Raw genomic sequence first — 17,852 nt, 5'->3', positions numbered from 1 at the left:
CCCGCCTGATGCTGGTGCTCGCTTCCGCGGCCGCCCTCGCCGGCTGCGGCGAGCAGGCCGCTGCCCCCGCCGTTCCGCCCCGCCCGGTACTCACGGCGGTGGTGCAGCCCATGTCTCGCGACGTGCTCGAAGTGGCCGGCACCATCGAGCCGCAGGTCCAGACGGACCTCAGCTTCCGCGTGCTTGGGCGGCTGCTGGCGCGGTCGGTGAACGTGGGCGACGTGGTCACGAAGGACCAGGTCGTCGCGGCCATCGACGACACGGCTTTGAAGCTCGCGGTGCGCTCCGCCCTCGCGGAGGTCGCCAACGCCCAGGCGCAGCTCACCAACGCATCCGGCACGGAGGACCGCCAGCGGACCCTGCTGGAGACCGCCGCCACCAGCCGGGCGACGTTCGAGAGCGCCGAGCAAGGCCGCGCCGCCGCCGAGGCATCGCTGGCCCGCGCCCAGGCGAACCTCGTCAAGGCGCGCGAGCAGTTGGGCTACGCCCAGCTCAAGGCCGAATTCGCCGGGGTCGTCACGGCGGTCGGCGCGGAGTTGGGACAGGTGGTTTCCCCCGGGCGCAGCGTCGTCACCATCGCGCGGCCTGATGTGCGCGAGGCGGTGGTGGATATCGGCGAGGACTTCATCGGTGATATCAGCATCGGATCGCCGTTCCAGCTCAGCCTCCAGCTCGATGGGGCGCCCGTCGCCACCGGCCGGGTGCGCGAGATCGCGCCCCAGGCCGACAGCGTGACCCGCACCCGCCGCGTGCGCATCACCCTCGACAATCCGCCCGAGGCCTTCCGGCTCGGCGCGACCGTCGCGGCCCGCCCCGCCGGCAACCTCGCGTCGGATCTGTTCATTCCCGGATCTGCCGTGTTTACCCGCGACGGCAAGTCCTTCGTCTGGCGCGTCACGGCGGAGGACCGGACGGTCCACGCCCAGGAGATCACCGCGTCCGCCGCTTCCGGCGACAAGGCGCGGGTGACCGCGGGACTGGAAGCGGGAACCCGCCTCGTGACGGCCGGCGTGCACAGCCTGTCCGAGGGTCAGAAAGTCCGTCTAGCGCAGGATGCCCAGCCGTGAAGTCGTTCAACCTGTCCGACTGGGCGCTCGAGCACCGCTCGCTCGTCTGGTACTTCATGCTCGCCTTCGTCCTCGCGGGCTTCATGTCCTACTTGCAGCTCGGCCGCGAGGAGGACCCCGCCTTCACCATCAAGACCATGGTGATCCAGGCGCAATGGCCCGGCGCGTCGGCTCAGGAGATGACGCGGCAGGTCACCGACCGCATCGAGAAGAAGCTCGAGGAGCTTGAGGCGCTGGACTACACCCGCAGCCTCACCGTGCCGGGCCAGACGACGATCTTCGTCAACCTGCGCGACACCACCAAGGCGCGCGATGTGGTGCCCACCTGGCTGCAGGTGCGCAACATGGTCAACGACATCCGCGGCACCTTCCCGCAGGGGGTGACGGGGCCGCAGTTCAACGACCGGTTTGGCGACGTCTACGGCAACATCTACGCCTTCACCAGCGACGGGCTCACCCAGCGCCAGCTGCGCGACCGGGTGGAGGAGGTGCGCGCGCAGGTGCTCACCGTGCCCAATGTCGGCCGCGTGGACATCATCGGCGCGCAGGACGAGGTGATCTTCCTCGAATTCTCCACCCGCAAGATGGCCGCCCTCGACATCGACCAGCGCGCGGTCCTCACCTCGCTCCAGGCGCAAAACGCGCTGGTGCCCTCGGGCGTGCTGCAGGCCGGGCCGGAGCGCATCGCCGTGCGCGTCAACGGCCGCTTCTCCTCCGAGGAGAGCCTCAAGGCGATCAACCTGCGGATCAACGGCCGCTTCTTCCCCCTCACCGACATCGCCACCATCCGACGCGGCTATGTGGACCCGCCGCAGTCGCTGTTCCGCTTCAACGGCGAGCCGGCCATCGGCCTCGCCATCGGCATGAAGGCCGGCGCCAACCTGCTCCAGTTCGGCGAGGCGCTGAAGGCGGAGATGACGCGTATCGAGGCCGACCTGCCGGTGGGCGTCGGCGTTCATCTCGTCTCCGATCAGCCGCAGATCGTGGAGGAGGCCGTGGGCGGCTTCACCCGCGCGCTGATGGAGGCGGTCATCATCGTGCTCGCCATCAGCTTCGTCAGCCTCGGGCTGCGGGCGGGACTGGTGGTGGCGATCTCGATCCCGCTGGTGCTCGCCATCACCTTCATGGTGATGGCCTATACCGGCATCTCGCTCCAGCGCATCTCGCTGGGCGCGCTCATCATCGCCCTCGGGCTGCTGGTGGACGACGCCATGATCGCGGTGGAGATGATGGTGGCGCGGCTGGAGGCCGGCGATACGCTGCGGAAGGCTGCCACCTACGTCTACACCTCGACGGCGTTTCCCATGCTCTCGGGCACGCTGGTGACGGTGGCCGGCTTCATCCCCATCGGTCTCAACAATTCCAACGCGGGCGAATTCACCTTCACCCTGTTCGTCGTCATCGCGGTGTCACTGCTAGTGTCGTGGCTGGTGGCGGTGCTGTTCACCCCGCTCCTCGGCGTCGCGATCCTGCCGAAGAGCCTGCCGCATCACAAGGAAGGCGGCGGCCGCTTCGCCCGCGCGTTCGCGTGGGTCCTGAAGCGCGCCATGCTGTGGCGCTGGACCACCATCGGCGTGACGGTGCTCGTCTTCATCCTCTCCCTCGCCGGCATGGGCCTGGTGCAGCAGCAGTTCTTCCCGTCCTCCGACCGCAGGGAGCTGATCGTCGACTGGAACCTGCCGCAGAACGCCTCCATCGCCGAGACCAACGCCCAAATGGCGCGCTTCGAGCAGGAGGTGCTGAAGGGCAATCCCGACATCGACCACTGGTCCACCTATGTGGGCACGGGCGCCCCCCGCTTCGTGCTGCCGGTGGACGTGCAGCCGGCGGATGTGGCGTTCGGCCAGACGATCATCGTCACCAAGGGTCTGGAGGAGCGCAACCGCCTGAAGGGGCAGTTCCAGGCCTATCTCGACAAGGCCATGCCGGGCACCGACGCCTTCGTCCACTTCCTCGACATCGGCCCGCCCGTCGGCCGTCCGGTGCAGTACCGGGTGAGCGGGCCGGACATCCAGCAGGTGCGCAGCTACGCCCTGGACTTCGCCAGCGTCATGCGCGGCAACCCGCACCTCGGCAACGTGGTGTTCGACTGGATGGAGCCCGCCCGCGTCATCAAGGTGGACGTGCTCCAGGACAAGGCGCGTCAGCTGGGCGTGACCTCCGAGGACATCGCCGGCGCGCTCAATGGCGTGCTCGACGGCACGGCCATCACCCAGGTGCGGGACGACATCTATCTCGTGACCGTGCTCGGCCGCGCCAATGCGCAGGAGCGCCAGTCCATCGAGACCCTGCGCGATCTGCAGCTGCCCGGCTCGGGCGGACGCTCCGTGCCGCTCGCGGCGGTGGCGACCCTGCGCTACGAGATCGAGCAGCCCACCATCTGGCGACGCTCGCGGCTGCCGACCATCACGGCCAAGGCCGGCATCATCGATACGGCCCAGCCGAACACGGTGGTGGAGCAGCTGACGCCCGCGGTCGCGGCCTTCAACGCGAAGCTGCCGCCCGGCTATCGCGTCGTCATCGGCGGCGCAGTGGAGGAGAGCCAGAAGAGCCAGGCCCCCATCCTCGCGGTGATGCCGCTGATGCTGTTCATCATGGCCACCATCCTGATGATCCAGCTGCAGAGCTTCCAGCGGCTGGTGCTGGTGTTCGCCGTCGCGCCGCTGGCGCTGATCGGGGTGGTCGCCGCGCTGGTACCGAGCGGCGCGCCGCTGGGCTTCGTCGCCATCCTGGGCGTGCTGGCGCTCATCGGCATCCTCATCCGCAACTCGGTGATCCTGATCGTGCAGATCGAGCAGCTGCGCGCCGAGGGCCGACCGCCCTGGGACGCGGTGCGGGAGGCGACCGAGCACCGCATGCGGCCCATCATGCTCACGGCGGCGGCGGCGAGCCTCGGCCTCATCCCCATCGCACGCGAGGTGTTCTGGGGGCCGATGGCCTACGCCATGATGGGCGGAATCATCGTGGGAACGGTGCTGACGCTCCTGTTCCTGCCGGCGCTCTATGTCGCTTGGTTCCGCATTCCCGCTCCGAAGCCCGGGGATGGCGCGCAGGCCGGCTGAGCCGGCCGGCACCAGGGATCATCGGGCCGCCGATCCGGCCGACCCGATGCGCCTGCCGGAACCCGCATCGAACAGGTGCAGCCTGTCCGCAGCGGCACCACCGGCCGCGCCACGGCGGGATTGAGCTTGGGCTTCTCCATATTGCCTTCGACGCTGCCTTCCCGCACATCTACGCCCCCGCCCAGCGGCGGGCCGGGATCGCGGAAATCATGGATGTGTTGGATGTGTTGAAGGTGCACGGCGCGCATGGGGGCGCGGCCTTCCACCTCGCCATGCCGATCCCCGGCGAGAACGTCGAGAGGGGACAGCGGGCATGAGCGAGCGGAATCCGAAGGCCGAGGGGACCGCCAGCCGGGCAGCCGCCCTGAAGGGGATGGCCATCCGGCAGGCGCGCAGCTTCGTGGTGCTGTTCCTGTATCTGTGGGTGCTGCTCGGCCTGTTCGTGCTCAATCAGGCGCTGGTGGAGCGCGCGCACGGCGACACGGTCACCTTCCAGGGCTTCGCCTTCCTTAACGCGCTGGTGCTCGCCAAGGTGATGCTGGTGATCGAGGAACTGGAGGTCGCCCGCTGGCTCAGGGGCCGGCCGCTCATCCTGGTCATCTTCTACGAGGCGGCGATCTGCACCCTGTTCTTCCTCGTCTTCCACGTCATCGAGCGGTCGGTGATCGCCAAGTTCAGCGGCCATGCCATCACCGCCCACGACATCGAAGTCGGCGGCGGCGGGCTGGTGGGGGCGCTGATCGTCTCGATCATCCTGTTCGTGTCCCTGCTGCCGTTCTTCGCCTTCAAGAATGTCACGCGCGCCATCGGCGCGGACCGGATGCGACAGATCCTGTTCAGCCGCCACGGCGCCGCCGACTGAGGCGGCGGGCGCCGCCTAGCTGTGCGAGCGCTCGACGCTGCTGAGGGTGGCCGCCACGTCCTGGTCGAGGTTCGCCTTCAGGAAGTGCTCGGTCTCGGGCAGGATGAGGTGGAAGTCGGTCAGGTTCTCCACCGCGATCTTCAGCGGCCCCGCCTCCACCTCCAGCACGTGCCCGCCCTGGCTGCGATCGTCCGAGAGGAAGTGGAAGTGATAGCCCTCCACGCTGAACTCGGCGGAATAAGCGGGCGACCAGATGCCCACCAGCGTGCCGTCCACATCCTCGAAGGTGAATTCGCTCTGGGTCTTCGCCGCATCGGCGAGCAAGGTGCCGGGCTTGGGCGGGCACACGGCGCGAGCCTTCACGCGCTTGAAGCGCCCGTCGAGCCGCACGGCATGGAAGATGTTGTTGGAGGAGCGGAAGCAGTCGCAGGCCGCGCCGAGGCCGTCGAAGCTGGAGACGCCCTCGGTCTCGCCCACCTGATCGGCGGAAAAGCGCGTCACCACGGCGAAGGGCGAGCCCGCGTCAGCCGGCGCCTCATGCACCTCGCCGCCGGCCCGCGCCTGGAAGGCCTTGCCATCCAGCACCACCATCTCGCCGTCGAGCCCGGCGAAGGTGCCGAGGCCGAAATCGCCGTGCTCCAGCAGCGCGCCGACGCTGACTTCCCGGTCATAGACCCCCGCCACCAGCGCGCCGGAGGTGGAGATCTGGAACACCGTGTGCACCTCGGCCTTCAGGTGATCGGCGAGGATGGCGCGTATGTGCGCGCCGAGGTCCTTGCCCGAGCGGGCCGCCTCCTGTTCCAGCGCGGTCTTGAGGGAGAGCGGAAGATCGATCTCTATGCGCGGCATGGGGTCCGTCTCTCCGGTCGGCTCAGAGTCAACGGCCCCCAAGAGCAGATTCAGGGCTCCGAGGCAAACGGCGGCGTGACGGCGCACCGCCATCCCAAGCGGGGCCATTCTTGATTCGGCGGGCGGGCGAACCCATACTGGCGGCATTGCTATAGCCAGCGGATTTTTGCCATGCCCTTGAAGGAAGAGGATATTCAGCCCGGTAAGTGCTACAAGACGAAGGGCCTCGACAATTACAAAGTCATCTCCATGACCCGCGGCATCGTCACTTACGTCACCTGGACCTCACCCCTGCGCATCAATGTCGGCGTGAAGCAGTTCGCCGATGCCGTCTACAAGGAAGTGCCCTGCCCCAAATAGCGGCAACCCTCCCGCCCGAGCAGGCGGGGTCCCCGCGAGACAGGAATGTTGCGGTGCCGCATCGACGTCGCGCGCCCGTGCAGGTATAGCTGGGAAACGCCCCCGTGAGAACGTTTCCCGTGCTGTCCGCCGTCATCGCAACGCACAATTCCGAGCGCCGGCTCGTACCGGTGCTGTCCGCGCTCGTCCAGGGCGTGACGGCCGGCGTGCTGAGCGACGTGACGCTGGCGGATTCCGGCTCCACCGATGGCACTGCCACCATCGCCGACGCCGCCGGCTGCAATTTCTTCAAGGGCGTGCAGGATCTCGGCCTTCGGCTGAAGCAGGGCACGGCGCAGGGCCGGGGCTCCTGGCTTCTCTTCCTCACCGATGGCTCGATGCTGGAGGAAGGCTGGCCGCGCGAGGTGCTGGCCTTCATCGAGACCGCCCAGCGGCGCGGACAGGCCGACCGGCTCGCCGCCACCTTCCGCCTCGCCGTGGATGGCTACGGCCTGCGCCCCCGCCTCGGCGAAGCCATGGCGGCGGCGCGCCTCGCCGTCATCGGCCTGCCGGTGCCGGGACAGGGGCTGCTGATCTCCCGCCGCTACTATGACAGGCTCGGCGGCCATCCCCAGGGCTCCAAGGCCGAGCGCCGCCTCGTCGCCCGCATCGGCCGCCGGCACATCCATGTGCTGCGCCCGCACGTTCTGCTGCCCGAGACGGGCAAGGCGCCAGCGCTTATTCCAGAAAGCTGAAGCCCATGGTGCGGGCGTGATAGTGCAGCCCGCCATCCTGCACGATGAGGAACAGCGCGCGTTCGCTGCCCGCATTGTGGTGGGAGTGCGGGGCGCCGGGGGGCGTCACCAGCGTCGCCCACTGGCTCCACGGGCAACGGACACCATCCACCATGGAATGGCAGTTCTCGCCCTGCAGCACGAGGGTGATGGCCGCTGAATTGTGCCGGTGCGCCCGCTGGTGCTCGCCGGGCGGCAGCGTGTTCAGCGAAAGGGTCAGGCTCGGCAGGATGTTGCGCGCCGCCGCCTGCGGCTCGGACGAGAAGATGAGGGCGATGCCCGAGGTCTGGGCGTTCTGGGCATGGTCGTAGATGATGTCGACCTGCCGGGCGATCTCCGCGGCGGGATAATGCACCACCGCCACCGGCCGGCGCGCCTCGTCCGGCGGCAAGTCGCCGTTGAGGGCGAGCTGCGGCTCGTTCGATACCACCCACATCACGAGCTGTTCCGCACCGGCGGTGATGCGCGCGGGCGAGCCCGGCAGCAGGAACACGTCGCCCGGCGCAACGGAGAGGCTCTCGCCGAGGCAGTCCACCTGCCCCCGCCCCGCGATCACGTACCAGATGGAGCCGGTGGCCCGCAGGTCCACGGTGAAGCGCGCGCCCGCCGCCACCACCGCATAGCGCGCCAGCATCAGCGGCGTGGTGGCGGGGAAGCCGCAGGCCATGGCGTCCGACTGGTCGCAGGGAATGAAGCCGGTGGTCGCGCCATCCGCCAGCGCCCGCGCGGGCTCCTGCGTGAACAGGCGGCTGGGCACCGGCGGCAGCTTGATGTTGAAGGCGTTGCCCGAGTTGAAATAGCGCGCCCGCGCCTCGGCCGGGCTGTGGGGCGCGGCGGGCATCTGGGCCGGCAGGTCGGCCATATCGGGCTTCTGGCTGAGGGCGGCGGGCTGGCTCATGATGCGGTCTCCTCGGCAACCAGTTCCCCCAGAACGTCGGCCAGCACCTGCGTGCCGGCGGCGATGTGGGCGGGCTCGGCGAATTCGTGCTCGGCGTGGGAGACGCCGTCGCGGCAGGGAATGAAGATCATGGCGCTGGGGCACACCTTGGCGAGGTGCCGCGCATCGTGTCCCGCAGCGGAGAGGATCGGCATGGCGGGGATGGCGTGGCGTTCGGCCGCCGCCGTGATCTTCGCCATGAGGCCGGCATCGAAGCCGTTGGGCGGCGCATCCACGAGGCGGGTGAGGGCGAGGCCGCAGGGCGCCGTCTCCTCCGCGCAGATGGCCTCGAAGCGCGCGCCGAGCAGATCCAGCGCCGCGCCGTCGGGATGGCGCAGGTCGACCCGGAAGGTGACGCGGGCGGGCACGACGGAGGGGGCGTTCGGCTCCATCACGAGGCGTCCGATGGTGAACATCACCTGATCGTCGTGACCGCCGACCTCGGGATAGAGCCGGTGGGCCATGCGGGCGAAGGCGGCGAGCGCATCGCGCCGCTCGGCCATGGCCAGCGTGCCGGCATGGCCGGGACTGCCTTCGATGACCCCTTCCCACGTCTTCTTGCCCTGGATGCCGGTGACGACGCCCACCACCTTGCCCTCAGCCTCCAGCACTGGCCCCTGCTCGATGTGCAGTTCCAGATAGGCGGCGACGGGAAAGCCGAGCGGAAGGCGTGGCAGATCGGGGAAGGCGGCGTGGAGCGCATCCAGCGCCGTGGCGACGCTGACGCCCTCCGCATCGGTGACGGCGCGGATCTCGGCGAGGGAGCGCACGCCGGCGAAGGCTTCCGAGCCCATCATGCCGGGGGCGAAGCGGGAGCCTTCCTCGTTCATCCAGGCGACGATTGTGAGGTCACGACGCGGCGTCACGCCCGCGCGCTTCAGCGTTACCACCGCCTCCAGCGCCGCCATCACCCCGGCCGCGCCGTCATACTTGCCGCCGGTGGGCTGGGTGTCGATGTGGCTGCCGGCGAGGAGAGGCGCCAGCGCGCGATCGGTGCCCGGCAAGGTGAGGAAGAGGCTGCCGGCATCATCGCACGCCGCCTCCAGCCCCTCCTCCTCGGCCCATGAGAGGATGAGCCGCCACGCCTCGATCTCACCTGCCGTGAGCGCCTGCCGATCCACCCCGCCCTTGGGCAGCGCACCGATCTCGGCGAGCCGCATGAGGCGGGCCATGAGGCGTTCGGGGGAGATGGGCGGTGTCGTCGTCATGCCATGCCTCGCGTCCCGGCCGACTGGAGCGCAGCGCAAGGAGAGCCGGGACCCAGCGCCAGGATTTGCCGAAGGCGCGATACCCCTGCCGCCGCAGGGGGCACGACCGCTGTGCGGACTTTTCCCCTGGGTCCCGGCTCGGCGCTCCGGCCTTGACGTCGCTGGTCCGGGACGCGCGTGCGCGGCGTGCTCATCATCGCCTCACGCCGTGCGCATGATCTGGCCGGGGATGGCGCGCGGATCGCGCGGCATCCACTTGCCGGCTTCCACCTGCGCGATGAACTCGGCGAGCTGGGCGTTGAACAGCGCCGGCTCCTCCAGGTTCAGCGTGTGCCCGGCCTTGGGGAAGACGCTGAGGCCGCAGGCGGGGATCACCTTCTTCAGGTAGATGCCCGGCTGGAGGCAGTGGTCGTCCTCGTCCCCCACCATCACCAGGGTGGGCACCATCATCTGCTTCAGCCCCTCCTCCAGATCCCAGAAGGAGGGCCGCCGCGCCTGCACGCCGCGCATGGTCATGGCCGCGCCGATGTCCGAATGGGTGGCGAGGCGGTCGGCGAACTCGCGCCAGCCGCGCGGGTCCTTCACCTCGAACTGCACGCGGCTCGCACCCAGCGCATAGATCTTGGAGAATTCCTTCGCGCCCAGCTTCTCGAAATTCTCGGCCACGGCCAGCGACACGCCGCGGAAATATTCCTCGTGCTCCTTCTCGCAGCCATAGCCTGCGCCGGCGACGGTGAGGGAGAGCGCGCGCTCGGGCGTACGCAGACCGAAATGCACGGTGCAGAAGCCGCCCATTGAGAGGCCGACGATGTGCGCCTTCTCGATGCCGAGGCCGTCCAGCACCGCCACCGCATCATCCGCCGCGATGGCCTGCGAATAGGCCTCCACGTCGGTCGGGATATCGGAGGGCGCATAGCCGCGCGCGGCGTAGGTGATGCAGCGGTGGCGGCGGGCGAAGAACCGCATCTGCGGCTCCCAGCTCATGTGATTGCCGCCGAATTCGTGGATGAAGAGGATGGGCGTGCCCTGCCCCGCCTCCTCCACATGGAGCTTCACGCCGTCCTTGGCGGTGACCTTATGGGTGGCGGTGAGGTCTGCGTAAGTCATGGCAATGGTCCCTTTGGGGGAAATCGTCGAACTTTCTGAACCGTCATGCCCGGCCTTGTGTTGGGCATCCACGTCGGGCCGGTGGGAAACGCGTCTGGCGGTCATTCCAGGCCCCGCGACGTGGATGGCCGGGACAGGCCCGGCCATGACGACGACAAACCGTCAGAACTGCGCGGGCACGTCGTTCAGCGTCCGGGCCTCGGCCACCAGCGACGGCAGCAGTTCCACGAAGCGGTCGGCCCACTCTTCCGGGACGGAGGTGGAGACCTTGATGAAGCGGTCACCGAAGCGGGCGGTGTGATAGGTGCCCTGGCGGATCATCAGATCCTTGCGGCGGGCGGCCTCCACCAGCGCCTCGGGGCGGATGCCGGCGGCCTGCGTCTCGATGACGAGGAAGTTGCCGTGGGAGGGATAGACCGGCACGCTCAGGCCCTCGATGGCGAGGGCGGCATCGTGGATCTTCGCCTTGTTGGCGCGGTCGATGCGGCGCACCGTCTGCATCCATTCCGGCTTCACCTTCAGCCCCGCCTCCGCCGCGCGCTGGGCGAGGACGCTCGCGCCGAGCACCGAGGTGGTGCGGGCGGAGCAGGCGTCGAGCAGTTCGGGCGCGCCCACCAGCGCGCCGATGCGCATGCCGGCCAGCCCCAGCCACTTGGAGAAGGAGAGCGAGACCAGCGCCCGGTCCGGCGCCGCGAGCAGCGCGGGATAATGGCCGTCGGCGAAGTCGCGATAGGTGCAGTCGTGCACCAGCAGCGCGCCGCAATCCTTGGCGATCTCACAGAACGCCTCGATCTCCTCGCGGGTGTAGCGGATGCCGAGGGGATTGTTGGGGTCCACGAGATAGATGATGGCGGTGCGCTCATCCACGTTGGCCTTCAGCGCCTCGGGGGTGAGCTTGTAGTTCACGGCGGGATCGTAGATCGGGATCTCGATCACCTCGGCGCCCATCTGGGAGGCGAAGAGGCACGGCCACTTCCAGGTGGGATCGGTGGTGACGAAGGTGGTGCCCGGCCGGCAGTGGGCGCGGCACACGAGGGCCAGCGCATTCACCCCGCCCTCGGTGATGAGCGCTTCCGCGCCCGGCGTGCCGAGGTCGTCCACGATGGCGGCACGCAGCGCCTCGAAGCCCAGCGGGGGCGCATAGGCATTGTATTCCTGCGCGCGGATGGAGGAGATCATGGCCTCTTCCACGGCGGGATGGGCGGCGATGTGGTTGGTGTTCTGGCCCATCCACATGAGGCCGGGGGTGGAGAACAGGGTGTCGAAATAGCGGTTGCGCAGCCGGGCGGAGGACATGAAGGCAGTTTCCTCGAAAGGGAGGCCGGCGCCCGCCGTCGCGGCGGCGCCGGCAAACGGGTGCGTCAGATGACCGAGCCGCGGGCGGAGATGCCGCCGTCGATGGTCACGTTGGTGCCGGTGATGTAGCCGGCGCGCGGCGAGGCGAGGAAGGCGACGAGATCCGCCACCTCTTCCGCCGTGGCGGGGCGCTTGCCGGGATACTTGTCGAACAGCTCCTCCCAGCGCTCCTCGGCGCCGAGCATGTCGATGGCCTTGCGCTTCATGATCTTGAGCATGCGGTCGGTGGCGACGGGGCCGGGGTTCACGCCCACCACGCGCACCCCGTCATTGAGGCTCGCGCCGCCGAGCGCCTTGGTGAAGCTCATGAGCGCGGCATTGCCGGTGGAGCCGGCGATGTAGCTCGCATCCCAGTTCTCGCCGGAATTGCCGATGACGTTGACGATCACGCCATCCTTGCCGCGCATGCGGGAATAATAGGCGCGCGAGAGAGTGATGTAGCCGAAGACCTTGAGGTCGAAGCCGCGCCGCCAGGCGGCGTCGTCCACCACGTCCAGCGAGCCGGCGGGGATGTCGCCGGCATTGTTGACGAGGATGTCCACGTCGCCCACGTCGGCCGCCAGCTTCTCCATGGCTTCGGTTGAGCCGAGGTCCACCGCATAGATCGACACCTTCACGCCGTGGGCGGCCTCGATCTCGGCCTTGGCCTCGGCGAGCGCCTCACCGTTGCGGGCGGCGAGATGGAGATGGCAACCCTCCTGCGCGAACACGCGGGCCGTCGCAAGGCCGATGCCCTTGGAGGCGCCGGTGATGAGGGCGGTCTTTTCGGTGAGGTCGAGCTTCAAGTTTGCATCTCCGCTGGGCAGATGGCGCCGATGAGGTCGCCAAATTGGATATACAAACTCTAGCAATATGCATACCAAGAAATTCGAAAAACACGCACGGCATCACCCGTAGGCGGCAAGAAAGTCCAGCAGATCGTCGCCGAGCAGGTTCACATGGTCGCGCATGGCGCGCTGGGCCGCCTCGTCATCATGCGCGCGGATGGCGGCGATGACCTCGCCATGTTCCTTCAATGTCTTGGGAATCCGGCTCGGGCGATGGGTGACGCGGCGGCGATAGGCGGCCACCTGGTTGCGCAGCCGGCGGGTCTGGTCGGCGAGGAAGCCGTTGCAGGAGGCCTCGTAGACGGCTTCGTGGAACTCCTGGTTCACATCATAGAAGAGGTCGACATCGCCTGAGGCGCTAACGTCCTCCAGCCGCTTGTGAATCGCCTCGATTCGGCCGAGCTGTGCGGGGTTTGCGCGGCGGGCGGCGAGGCGCGCGCACAGGCCCTCCAACTCCGCCATCACCTGAAACATCTCGATGAGGCTCTGCGCGGAAATGGTGCGCACCACGGCCCCCTGCCGGCCGCGCAATTCCACCAGATGGCTTGCCGCCAAGAGCCGGAACGCTTCGCGCACCGGCGTGCGGGAAACGCCGAATTGCTCGGCCAGCTCCTGCTCGTCCAGCTTCGAACCCGGCTCCAGACGGCCGGAGGAAATATCCGCCTCAAGCGCCCGGCGGATGCGATCGGCCAGGGTCTCGCCCGGCACGCCGGAGCGGCCATTCTGGTCAAGGGGCAGGCAGGTGCTGCCTTCTTGTGCACTCATGATAGCCATTTGCATTCTCGAAATTGCAGTTCAGTATACATCAACGCGACCGCGGCATCCATTCTGAGGGCTCCGGAAGGCGCGACGTTCCGTTACCTTCACTGGTTGACGTCCGCCGCGCCGTCCATAGAGTGTCCTTGCAAGAAGTGTGGCATGTCGATTGCTAGCAGGGAAGGCATGACCACCGTCCTTTCGCATGCGCCGATGGGCGCTCATTATACAAAGAAGAAAGAGGCAGGTTTGCCGGCTTCCACACACAGGCCCGGCGAGGCTGTCCTCGCCGCCGACGCGGCGGGCGCCTCCGACGCCGCGCAGATCCTCTCCCTCTCCGGGATCACCAAGACGTTCGGGGCCACCCGCGCCCTCGACGGATTCACGGCGACCATCGAGAAGGGCGAGTTCGTCACCGTGGTCGGCCCCTCCGGCTGCGGGAAGAGCACGCTCTTCAACATCGTCGCCGGCCTCGAGGAGCCGGACCCCGGCTGCGCCATGCGCTTCGAGGGCAAGAGCGTGATCGCCGCCGACCTGCTCGGCCGCGTCTCCTTCATGCCCCAGCGCGACCTGCTGCTGCCGTGGCGCACGGTGATCGACAACGCCATCCTGGCGCTGGAGGTGGAGGGCACGCCCCGCAAGCAGGCCCGCGCCCTCGCCGAGAAGATGCTGCCCGAGTTCGGCCTCGCCGGCTTCGGCCAGCAGTATCCGCACCAGCTCTCCGGCGGCATGCGCCAGCGCGTGGCGCTGATGCGCACCTTCCTGTTCAAGCGCGATCTGATGCTGCTGGACGAGCCGTTCGGCGCGCTGGACGCCCTCACCCGCACCATGATGCAGCGCTGGCTGCTGGACGTGTGGCAGAAGCACCAACGCACCATCCTGTTCATCACCCACGACGTGGACGAGGCCCTCTTCCTCGGCGACCGCGTGCTGGTGATGAGCGCCCGCCCCGGCAAGGTGAAGCTGACGCAGAAGGTGGACCTGCCCCGCCCCCGCCCGGCCGAGATCGTCATCTCCCCCGAATTCATCCGCCTCAAGCGCACGCTGCTCGAGGCGATCGAGGAGGAAGCCATGAAGTCCTTCACCGCGGAGGGCAAGTGATGGCCGCGCTCCAAAACACGCATGCCGAAAAGCCCGCCGCCATGGACGCCTCCGAGTGGGAGGCGCGCGTCGCGCTCGCCGCCTGCTACCGCATGGTGGCGAAGCTCGGCATGGACGACCTCATCTACAACCACATCTCCATGCGGGTGCCGGGGCATGAGGAGCAGTTCCTGCTCAACCCCTATGGCCTCCTCTTCGACGAGATCACCGCATCCAGCCTGGTGAAGATCGACATCGACGGGCGCAAGATCGACAACACGCCCTACGAGATCAATCTCGCCGCCTTCGTCATCCATGCGGCGATCCACAAGACCGGCTCGGACGCCGCCTGCGTGCTGCATACCCATTCGGATGCCAGCGTCGCCGTCTCGGGTCAGGACGAGGGGCTGCTGCCGCTCTCCCAGTTCGCCATGCGCTTCTACAACCGGCAGGCGTTCCACGATTACGAGGGCGTCGCCATCGACATGGACGAGCAGGCCCGCCTCGTCGCCGATCTCGGCGCGCACAAGGTGATGCTGATGCGCAACCACGGCATCCTCACCGTGGGCCGCACGCCCGGCGAAGCCTTCATGCTCCTCTATTATTTCGAGCGCGCCGCGCGCATCCAGCTGGCCATGCAGGCCGCCTGCGCCTCCGGCGTGAAGCTGGTGATGCCGCCTCCCGAGGTGTGCGAGAAGGCCGCGCGCCAGTTCTGGGAGATGCAGGGCGACATCCTCGTTCCCGGCGAGCGCGAATGGCCTGCCCTCATGCGCCAGCTCGACCGCGCCGACCCGAGCTACCGGAGCTGAGCGGCATGGCGCGGCTCTTTCCCCCTTGCTGCGCCATCCCCCGCCTCGTGCGGGGGATCCACCCGGTCGCGTGTCCGACGCTGGAAGCCCTGATGCCAGCCCGGCCGCACCGTGGATCCCCCGCACAAGGCGGAGGATGACCAAGCTAAAGAGCATGACGTCCTTTTCCCAGACAAAAACACCAAGAACGCCCCCGACCTTCCAGCGGAGACACAAGACATGATCCCTCGCCGTACGTTCCTTTCCACCCTCGCGGCCGGCGCCGCGCTGCTGTCCACCGCCGTCGGCGCGCTGCCCGCGCTCGCGGCTGATCCGGTGCCCGCCACGCTGCGCCTCAAGTGGCTGCCGCAGGCCCAGTTCGCCGGCTTCTACGTCGCCGTGGCCAAGGGCTACTACAAGGCCGAGGGCCTCGACCTCACCATCAATCCGGGCGGCCCCAACATCCTCGCGGAGAACCTCGTCGCCACCGGCGCCGACACGTTCGGCCTCTCGGGTGGCCTCGACAGCGTGTTCGCGGCCCGCGACAAGGGCCTGCCGGTGGTGTGCGTCGGCATCTCCCACCAGATGACGCCCTTCGTCTTCGTGGCGCGCGCGGATGGCCCCATCAAGACCCTCCAGGACTTCAAGGGCAAGAAGGTCACCACGTGGTTCACCGGCGCGAACCACGTGCTCAAGGCGATGCTGACCAAGAACGGCATCGACCCCGCGCTGGTGGACATCCAGCCCCAGCAGGTGAGCGTGACGCCGTTCGTGGACGGGCAGGTCGATGTCATCACCGCCACGCGCTACAACGAGTACTACACGATCAAGACCCGCATGGGCGAAGAGAAGCTCCGCACCTTCGTGGCGGAAGATTCCGGCATCACCTTCCCGCGTGACACGCTGATCGTCTCGGAGACCACCGCCAAGGAGAAGCCGGAGCTGGTGAAGGCCTTCCTGCGCGCCTCCATCAAGGGCTGGAAGGATGCCTTCTCCGATCCCAAGGGCGCGGTGGACACCATCATGAAGGCCGCCCCCACGCTGGACCGCGCCCACCAGGAGTTCCAGCTCGCCGAGGCCGCCAAGCTGATGACGGCCGGCACGGTGAAGCAGAACGGCCTGTTCTGGATCGACATGGATGCGGTGAAGATCACCCAGCAGCTCTTCCTCGACGCCAAGGTCATCTCCAAGCCCGTCGACCTCGACGCCACCTTCAACCGCTCCTTCCTCGAAGCCATCCCGGTGGCGGACCGCCGTCCGTGAGCGCGGCAACCCTCCAGTCCCCGGCCGCACGGCCGGGGACCTCCCCGCTGCTCACGGCGCTCTTCCGCGCCGTGCGCGGGCTCGCCATCCTCCTCGCCGTGCTGGCGGCGGTGGAAGGGCTCGTCGTCGTCCTCAACGTGAAGCCCTGGTACGTGCCGCGGCCGACCTTGGTGCTGAACGCCATCCTCGCGACGCCCGAGCCCTATGTGCAGGGCTTCCTGCGCACCCTCACCGAGACGCTGATGGGCTTCACCTCGGGGGCGATCTTCGGCGTGGGCATCGCCATCGTCTTTTTCCGCGCGCGGGTGCTGCGCGAACTCATCTTCCCGGTGTTCGTGGTCTCGCAGACCATCCCGGTCATCGCCTTCGGCGCGCTGGTGGTGCTGTGGTTCGGCAACACGCTCATCGCGAAGGCCGCCATCTCCTTCTACCTCACCTTCTTCCCGGTGACGGTGAACGCCTTGCTTGGCCTTGAGAGCGTGGACCCGCGCCAGGAGGCGCTGATGCGCTCCTTCGGCGCCAGCCGCTTCCAGCTCCTCACCCGGCTGCAACTGCCCGCCGCGCTGCCGCAGATCTTCGTGGCGCTGCGCCTCGCTTCGGCGCTGTCGCTGGTGGGCGCCATCGTCGGCGAGTGGTTCGGCGACACGGTGGGCCTCGGCGTGCTGCTGCTTCAGGGCATGTACAACGAGAACGTCGTCGCCATCTGGGCCGCCATCGCCATGTGCGCGCTCTTGGGCACCGGCTTCTATGCCGTGGTGGCGGCGGCCGAGCGCGCCCTCGTCTTCTGGGGGGCCGAACAATGAGCGCGCCCAAATCCTCCCGCGCGCTCCAGCGCGGCGCACTCGGCATGGTCCTGCTGGTCGTCGCCTGGGAAGGCGTCGCCCGCGGCTTCAATCTGCCGGCCTATACGCTGCCCTCGGTCAGCGCCATCCTCGGCAGCATCTTCGACCACCGCTCGACCCTGTTCCTCGCCGGGGCCTACACCTTCGCCGAGGCGCTCTCGGGCTACGTCATCGGCGCACTCATCGGCATCGGGCTGGCGGTGGTCATCACCCTCATCCCGATGACGCGCAACGCCATCGTGCCGGTGGCCACCTCGATCAATTCGGTGCCGGTGGTGGCGTGGTCGCCGCTGATCCTCCTGTGGTTCGGCATCGGCATGCCGTCGAAGGTGGTGATGGTGGCGCTTGCCGTCTCCTTCACCGTCTTCCTCTCGGCCCTCGCCGGCCTCGACCGGGTGGACCGCCGCTCCGTGGACCTGATGCGCTCGTTCGGGGCGGGGCGGCTCGCCATCCTGTTCCGCCTGCGCCTTCCCACCGCGCTGCCGCTGATCGCGGCGGGCCTGCGCGTCTCCACCGTGCGCGCGGTCATCGTCGCCATCGTCACCGAGATGCTGGGCGCCTATGACGGCCTCGGCTGGGTGATCTACCAGGCGGTGCTGCAGGTGGATTTCGTGAAGGTGTGGTCGGCCATCTTCATCGCCTCGGCCGCAAGCCTCGCCTTCTTCGGCCTCGTCGGCCTCGCCGAACGGCGGCTGGTGTTCTGGAAGTAGAGATC

The 17,852-nt window shown here is 68.3% G+C and carries 17 protein-coding genes; 10 read left to right on the top strand and 7 right to left on the bottom strand.

What is annotated here, in order from left to right; translation table 11 throughout:
* The first annotated feature begins 8 nt into the window (after positions 1 to 8).
* From FHT36_RS17420 to FHT36_RS17410, 3 genes are all read left to right on the top strand, one after another.
* Positions 9 to 1,067, top strand: a complete 1,059-nt coding sequence (locus FHT36_RS17420) for an efflux RND transporter periplasmic adaptor subunit (protein ID WP_169123870.1) — start codon at positions 9 to 11, stop codon at positions 1,065 to 1,067.
* On the top strand, positions 1,064 to 4,129 hold the full coding sequence (locus FHT36_RS17415) for an efflux RND transporter permease subunit (protein ID WP_169123749.1): 3,066 nt from the start codon (positions 1,064 to 1,066) through the stop codon (positions 4,127 to 4,129). Before FHT36_RS17420 ends, FHT36_RS17415 begins: the two co-directional genes overlap by 4 nt.
* A 313-nt stretch (positions 4,130 to 4,442) precedes the next feature.
* Positions 4,443 to 4,991 (top strand): hypothetical protein, encoded by a 549-nt coding sequence (locus FHT36_RS17410; RefSeq protein ID WP_169123748.1) that lies wholly within the window; start codon positions 4,443 to 4,445, stop codon positions 4,989 to 4,991.
* Positions 4,992 to 5,006: 15 nt separating this feature from the next.
* On the opposite strand, the gene budA is transcribed toward FHT36_RS17410, so the two are convergent.
* Entirely contained in the window at positions 5,007 to 5,840 is an 834-nt protein-coding gene (budA, locus tag FHT36_RS17405) for an acetolactate decarboxylase (protein WP_169123747.1), read from the bottom strand.
* Positions 5,841 to 6,011: 171 nt separating this feature from the next.
* On the opposite strand from budA, the gene FHT36_RS17400 reads away from it, so the two are divergent.
* Entirely contained in the window at positions 6,012 to 6,200 is a 189-nt protein-coding gene (locus FHT36_RS17400) for a hypothetical protein (protein ID WP_169123746.1), read from the top strand.
* A 104-nt stretch (positions 6,201 to 6,304) separates the two neighbouring features.
* Complete coding sequence (locus FHT36_RS17395) at positions 6,305 to 6,934, top strand: glycosyltransferase (RefSeq protein WP_348644496.1); 630 nt, start codon at positions 6,305 to 6,307, stop codon at positions 6,932 to 6,934.
* Here the strand turns inward: FHT36_RS17395 and FHT36_RS17390 are convergent.
* The 6 genes from FHT36_RS17390 to FHT36_RS17365 form a co-directional block, all read right to left on the bottom strand.
* The gene (locus tag FHT36_RS17390) at positions 6,918 to 7,871 is read right to left on the bottom strand and encodes a cupin domain-containing protein (protein ID WP_169123745.1); all 954 of its coding nucleotides are present in this window, start codon (positions 7,869 to 7,871) and stop codon (positions 6,918 to 6,920) included. The genes FHT36_RS17395 and FHT36_RS17390 overlap by 17 nt on opposite strands.
* A complete protein-coding gene (locus tag FHT36_RS17385) occupies positions 7,868 to 9,118 on the bottom strand; it encodes a Zn-dependent hydrolase (protein WP_169123744.1) in 1,251 nt (416 codons plus the stop codon). The genes FHT36_RS17390 and FHT36_RS17385 overlap by 4 nt, the downstream gene beginning before the upstream one ends.
* A gap of 201 nt (positions 9,119 to 9,319) precedes the next feature.
* Entirely contained in the window at positions 9,320 to 10,225 is a 906-nt protein-coding gene (locus FHT36_RS17380; protein ID WP_169123743.1) for an alpha/beta fold hydrolase, read from the bottom strand.
* A gap of 162 nt (positions 10,226 to 10,387) precedes the next feature.
* Entirely contained in the window at positions 10,388 to 11,521 is a 1,134-nt protein-coding gene (locus FHT36_RS17375; RefSeq protein WP_169123742.1) for a pyridoxal phosphate-dependent aminotransferase, read from the bottom strand.
* Between the two features lie 65 nt (positions 11,522 to 11,586).
* Positions 11,587 to 12,366: an SDR family oxidoreductase gene (locus FHT36_RS17370; protein WP_169123741.1), complete on the bottom strand. Its 780-nt coding sequence runs from the start codon at positions 12,364 to 12,366 to the stop codon at positions 11,587 to 11,589.
* 102 nt (positions 12,367 to 12,468) lie between these two features.
* Positions 12,469 to 13,173, bottom strand: a complete 705-nt coding sequence (locus tag FHT36_RS17365; protein WP_169123740.1) for a GntR family transcriptional regulator — start codon at positions 13,171 to 13,173, stop codon at positions 12,469 to 12,471.
* A gap of 240 nt (positions 13,174 to 13,413) precedes the next feature.
* On the opposite strand from FHT36_RS17365, the gene FHT36_RS17360 reads away from it, so the two are divergent.
* The 5 genes from FHT36_RS17360 (at position 13,414) to FHT36_RS17340 (ending at position 17,847) form a co-directional block, all read left to right on the top strand.
* A complete protein-coding gene (locus tag FHT36_RS17360; RefSeq protein ID WP_229643369.1) occupies positions 13,414 to 14,265 on the top strand; it encodes an ABC transporter ATP-binding protein in 852 nt (283 codons plus the stop codon).
* Positions 14,265 to 15,053, top strand: coding sequence for a class II aldolase/adducin family protein (locus FHT36_RS17355; RefSeq protein WP_169123739.1), 789 nt, complete (start codon positions 14,265 to 14,267; stop codon positions 15,051 to 15,053). Before FHT36_RS17360 ends, FHT36_RS17355 begins: the two co-directional genes overlap by 1 nt.
* A gap of 219 nt (positions 15,054 to 15,272) precedes the next feature.
* Positions 15,273 to 16,295 carry an ABC transporter substrate-binding protein gene (locus FHT36_RS17350; RefSeq protein ID WP_169123738.1) on the top strand — a complete coding sequence of 341 codons (1,023 nt, stop codon included), beginning with the start codon at positions 15,273 to 15,275 and terminating at the stop codon, positions 16,293 to 16,295.
* Complete coding sequence (locus FHT36_RS17345; RefSeq protein WP_229643366.1) at positions 16,292 to 17,098, top strand: ABC transporter permease; 807 nt, start codon at positions 16,292 to 16,294, stop codon at positions 17,096 to 17,098. Before FHT36_RS17350 ends, FHT36_RS17345 begins: the two co-directional genes overlap by 4 nt.
* Positions 17,095 to 17,847 carry an ABC transporter permease gene (locus FHT36_RS17340; protein ID WP_169123737.1) on the top strand — a complete coding sequence of 251 codons (753 nt, stop codon included), beginning with the start codon at positions 17,095 to 17,097 and terminating at the stop codon, positions 17,845 to 17,847. The genes FHT36_RS17345 and FHT36_RS17340 overlap by 4 nt, the downstream gene beginning before the upstream one ends.
* The last annotated feature ends 5 nt before the right edge of the window (positions 17,848 to 17,852 follow it).

This window comes from Xanthobacter sp. SG618 (genome assembly GCF_012932745.1).
In the GTDB taxonomy this organism is placed as follows: Bacteria; Pseudomonadota; Alphaproteobacteria; order Rhizobiales; family Xanthobacteraceae; genus Xanthobacter; species Xanthobacter flavus.
Note: the sequence above shows the minus strand (reverse complement) of the source record. Positions and strands in the feature narration are given on the sequence as shown.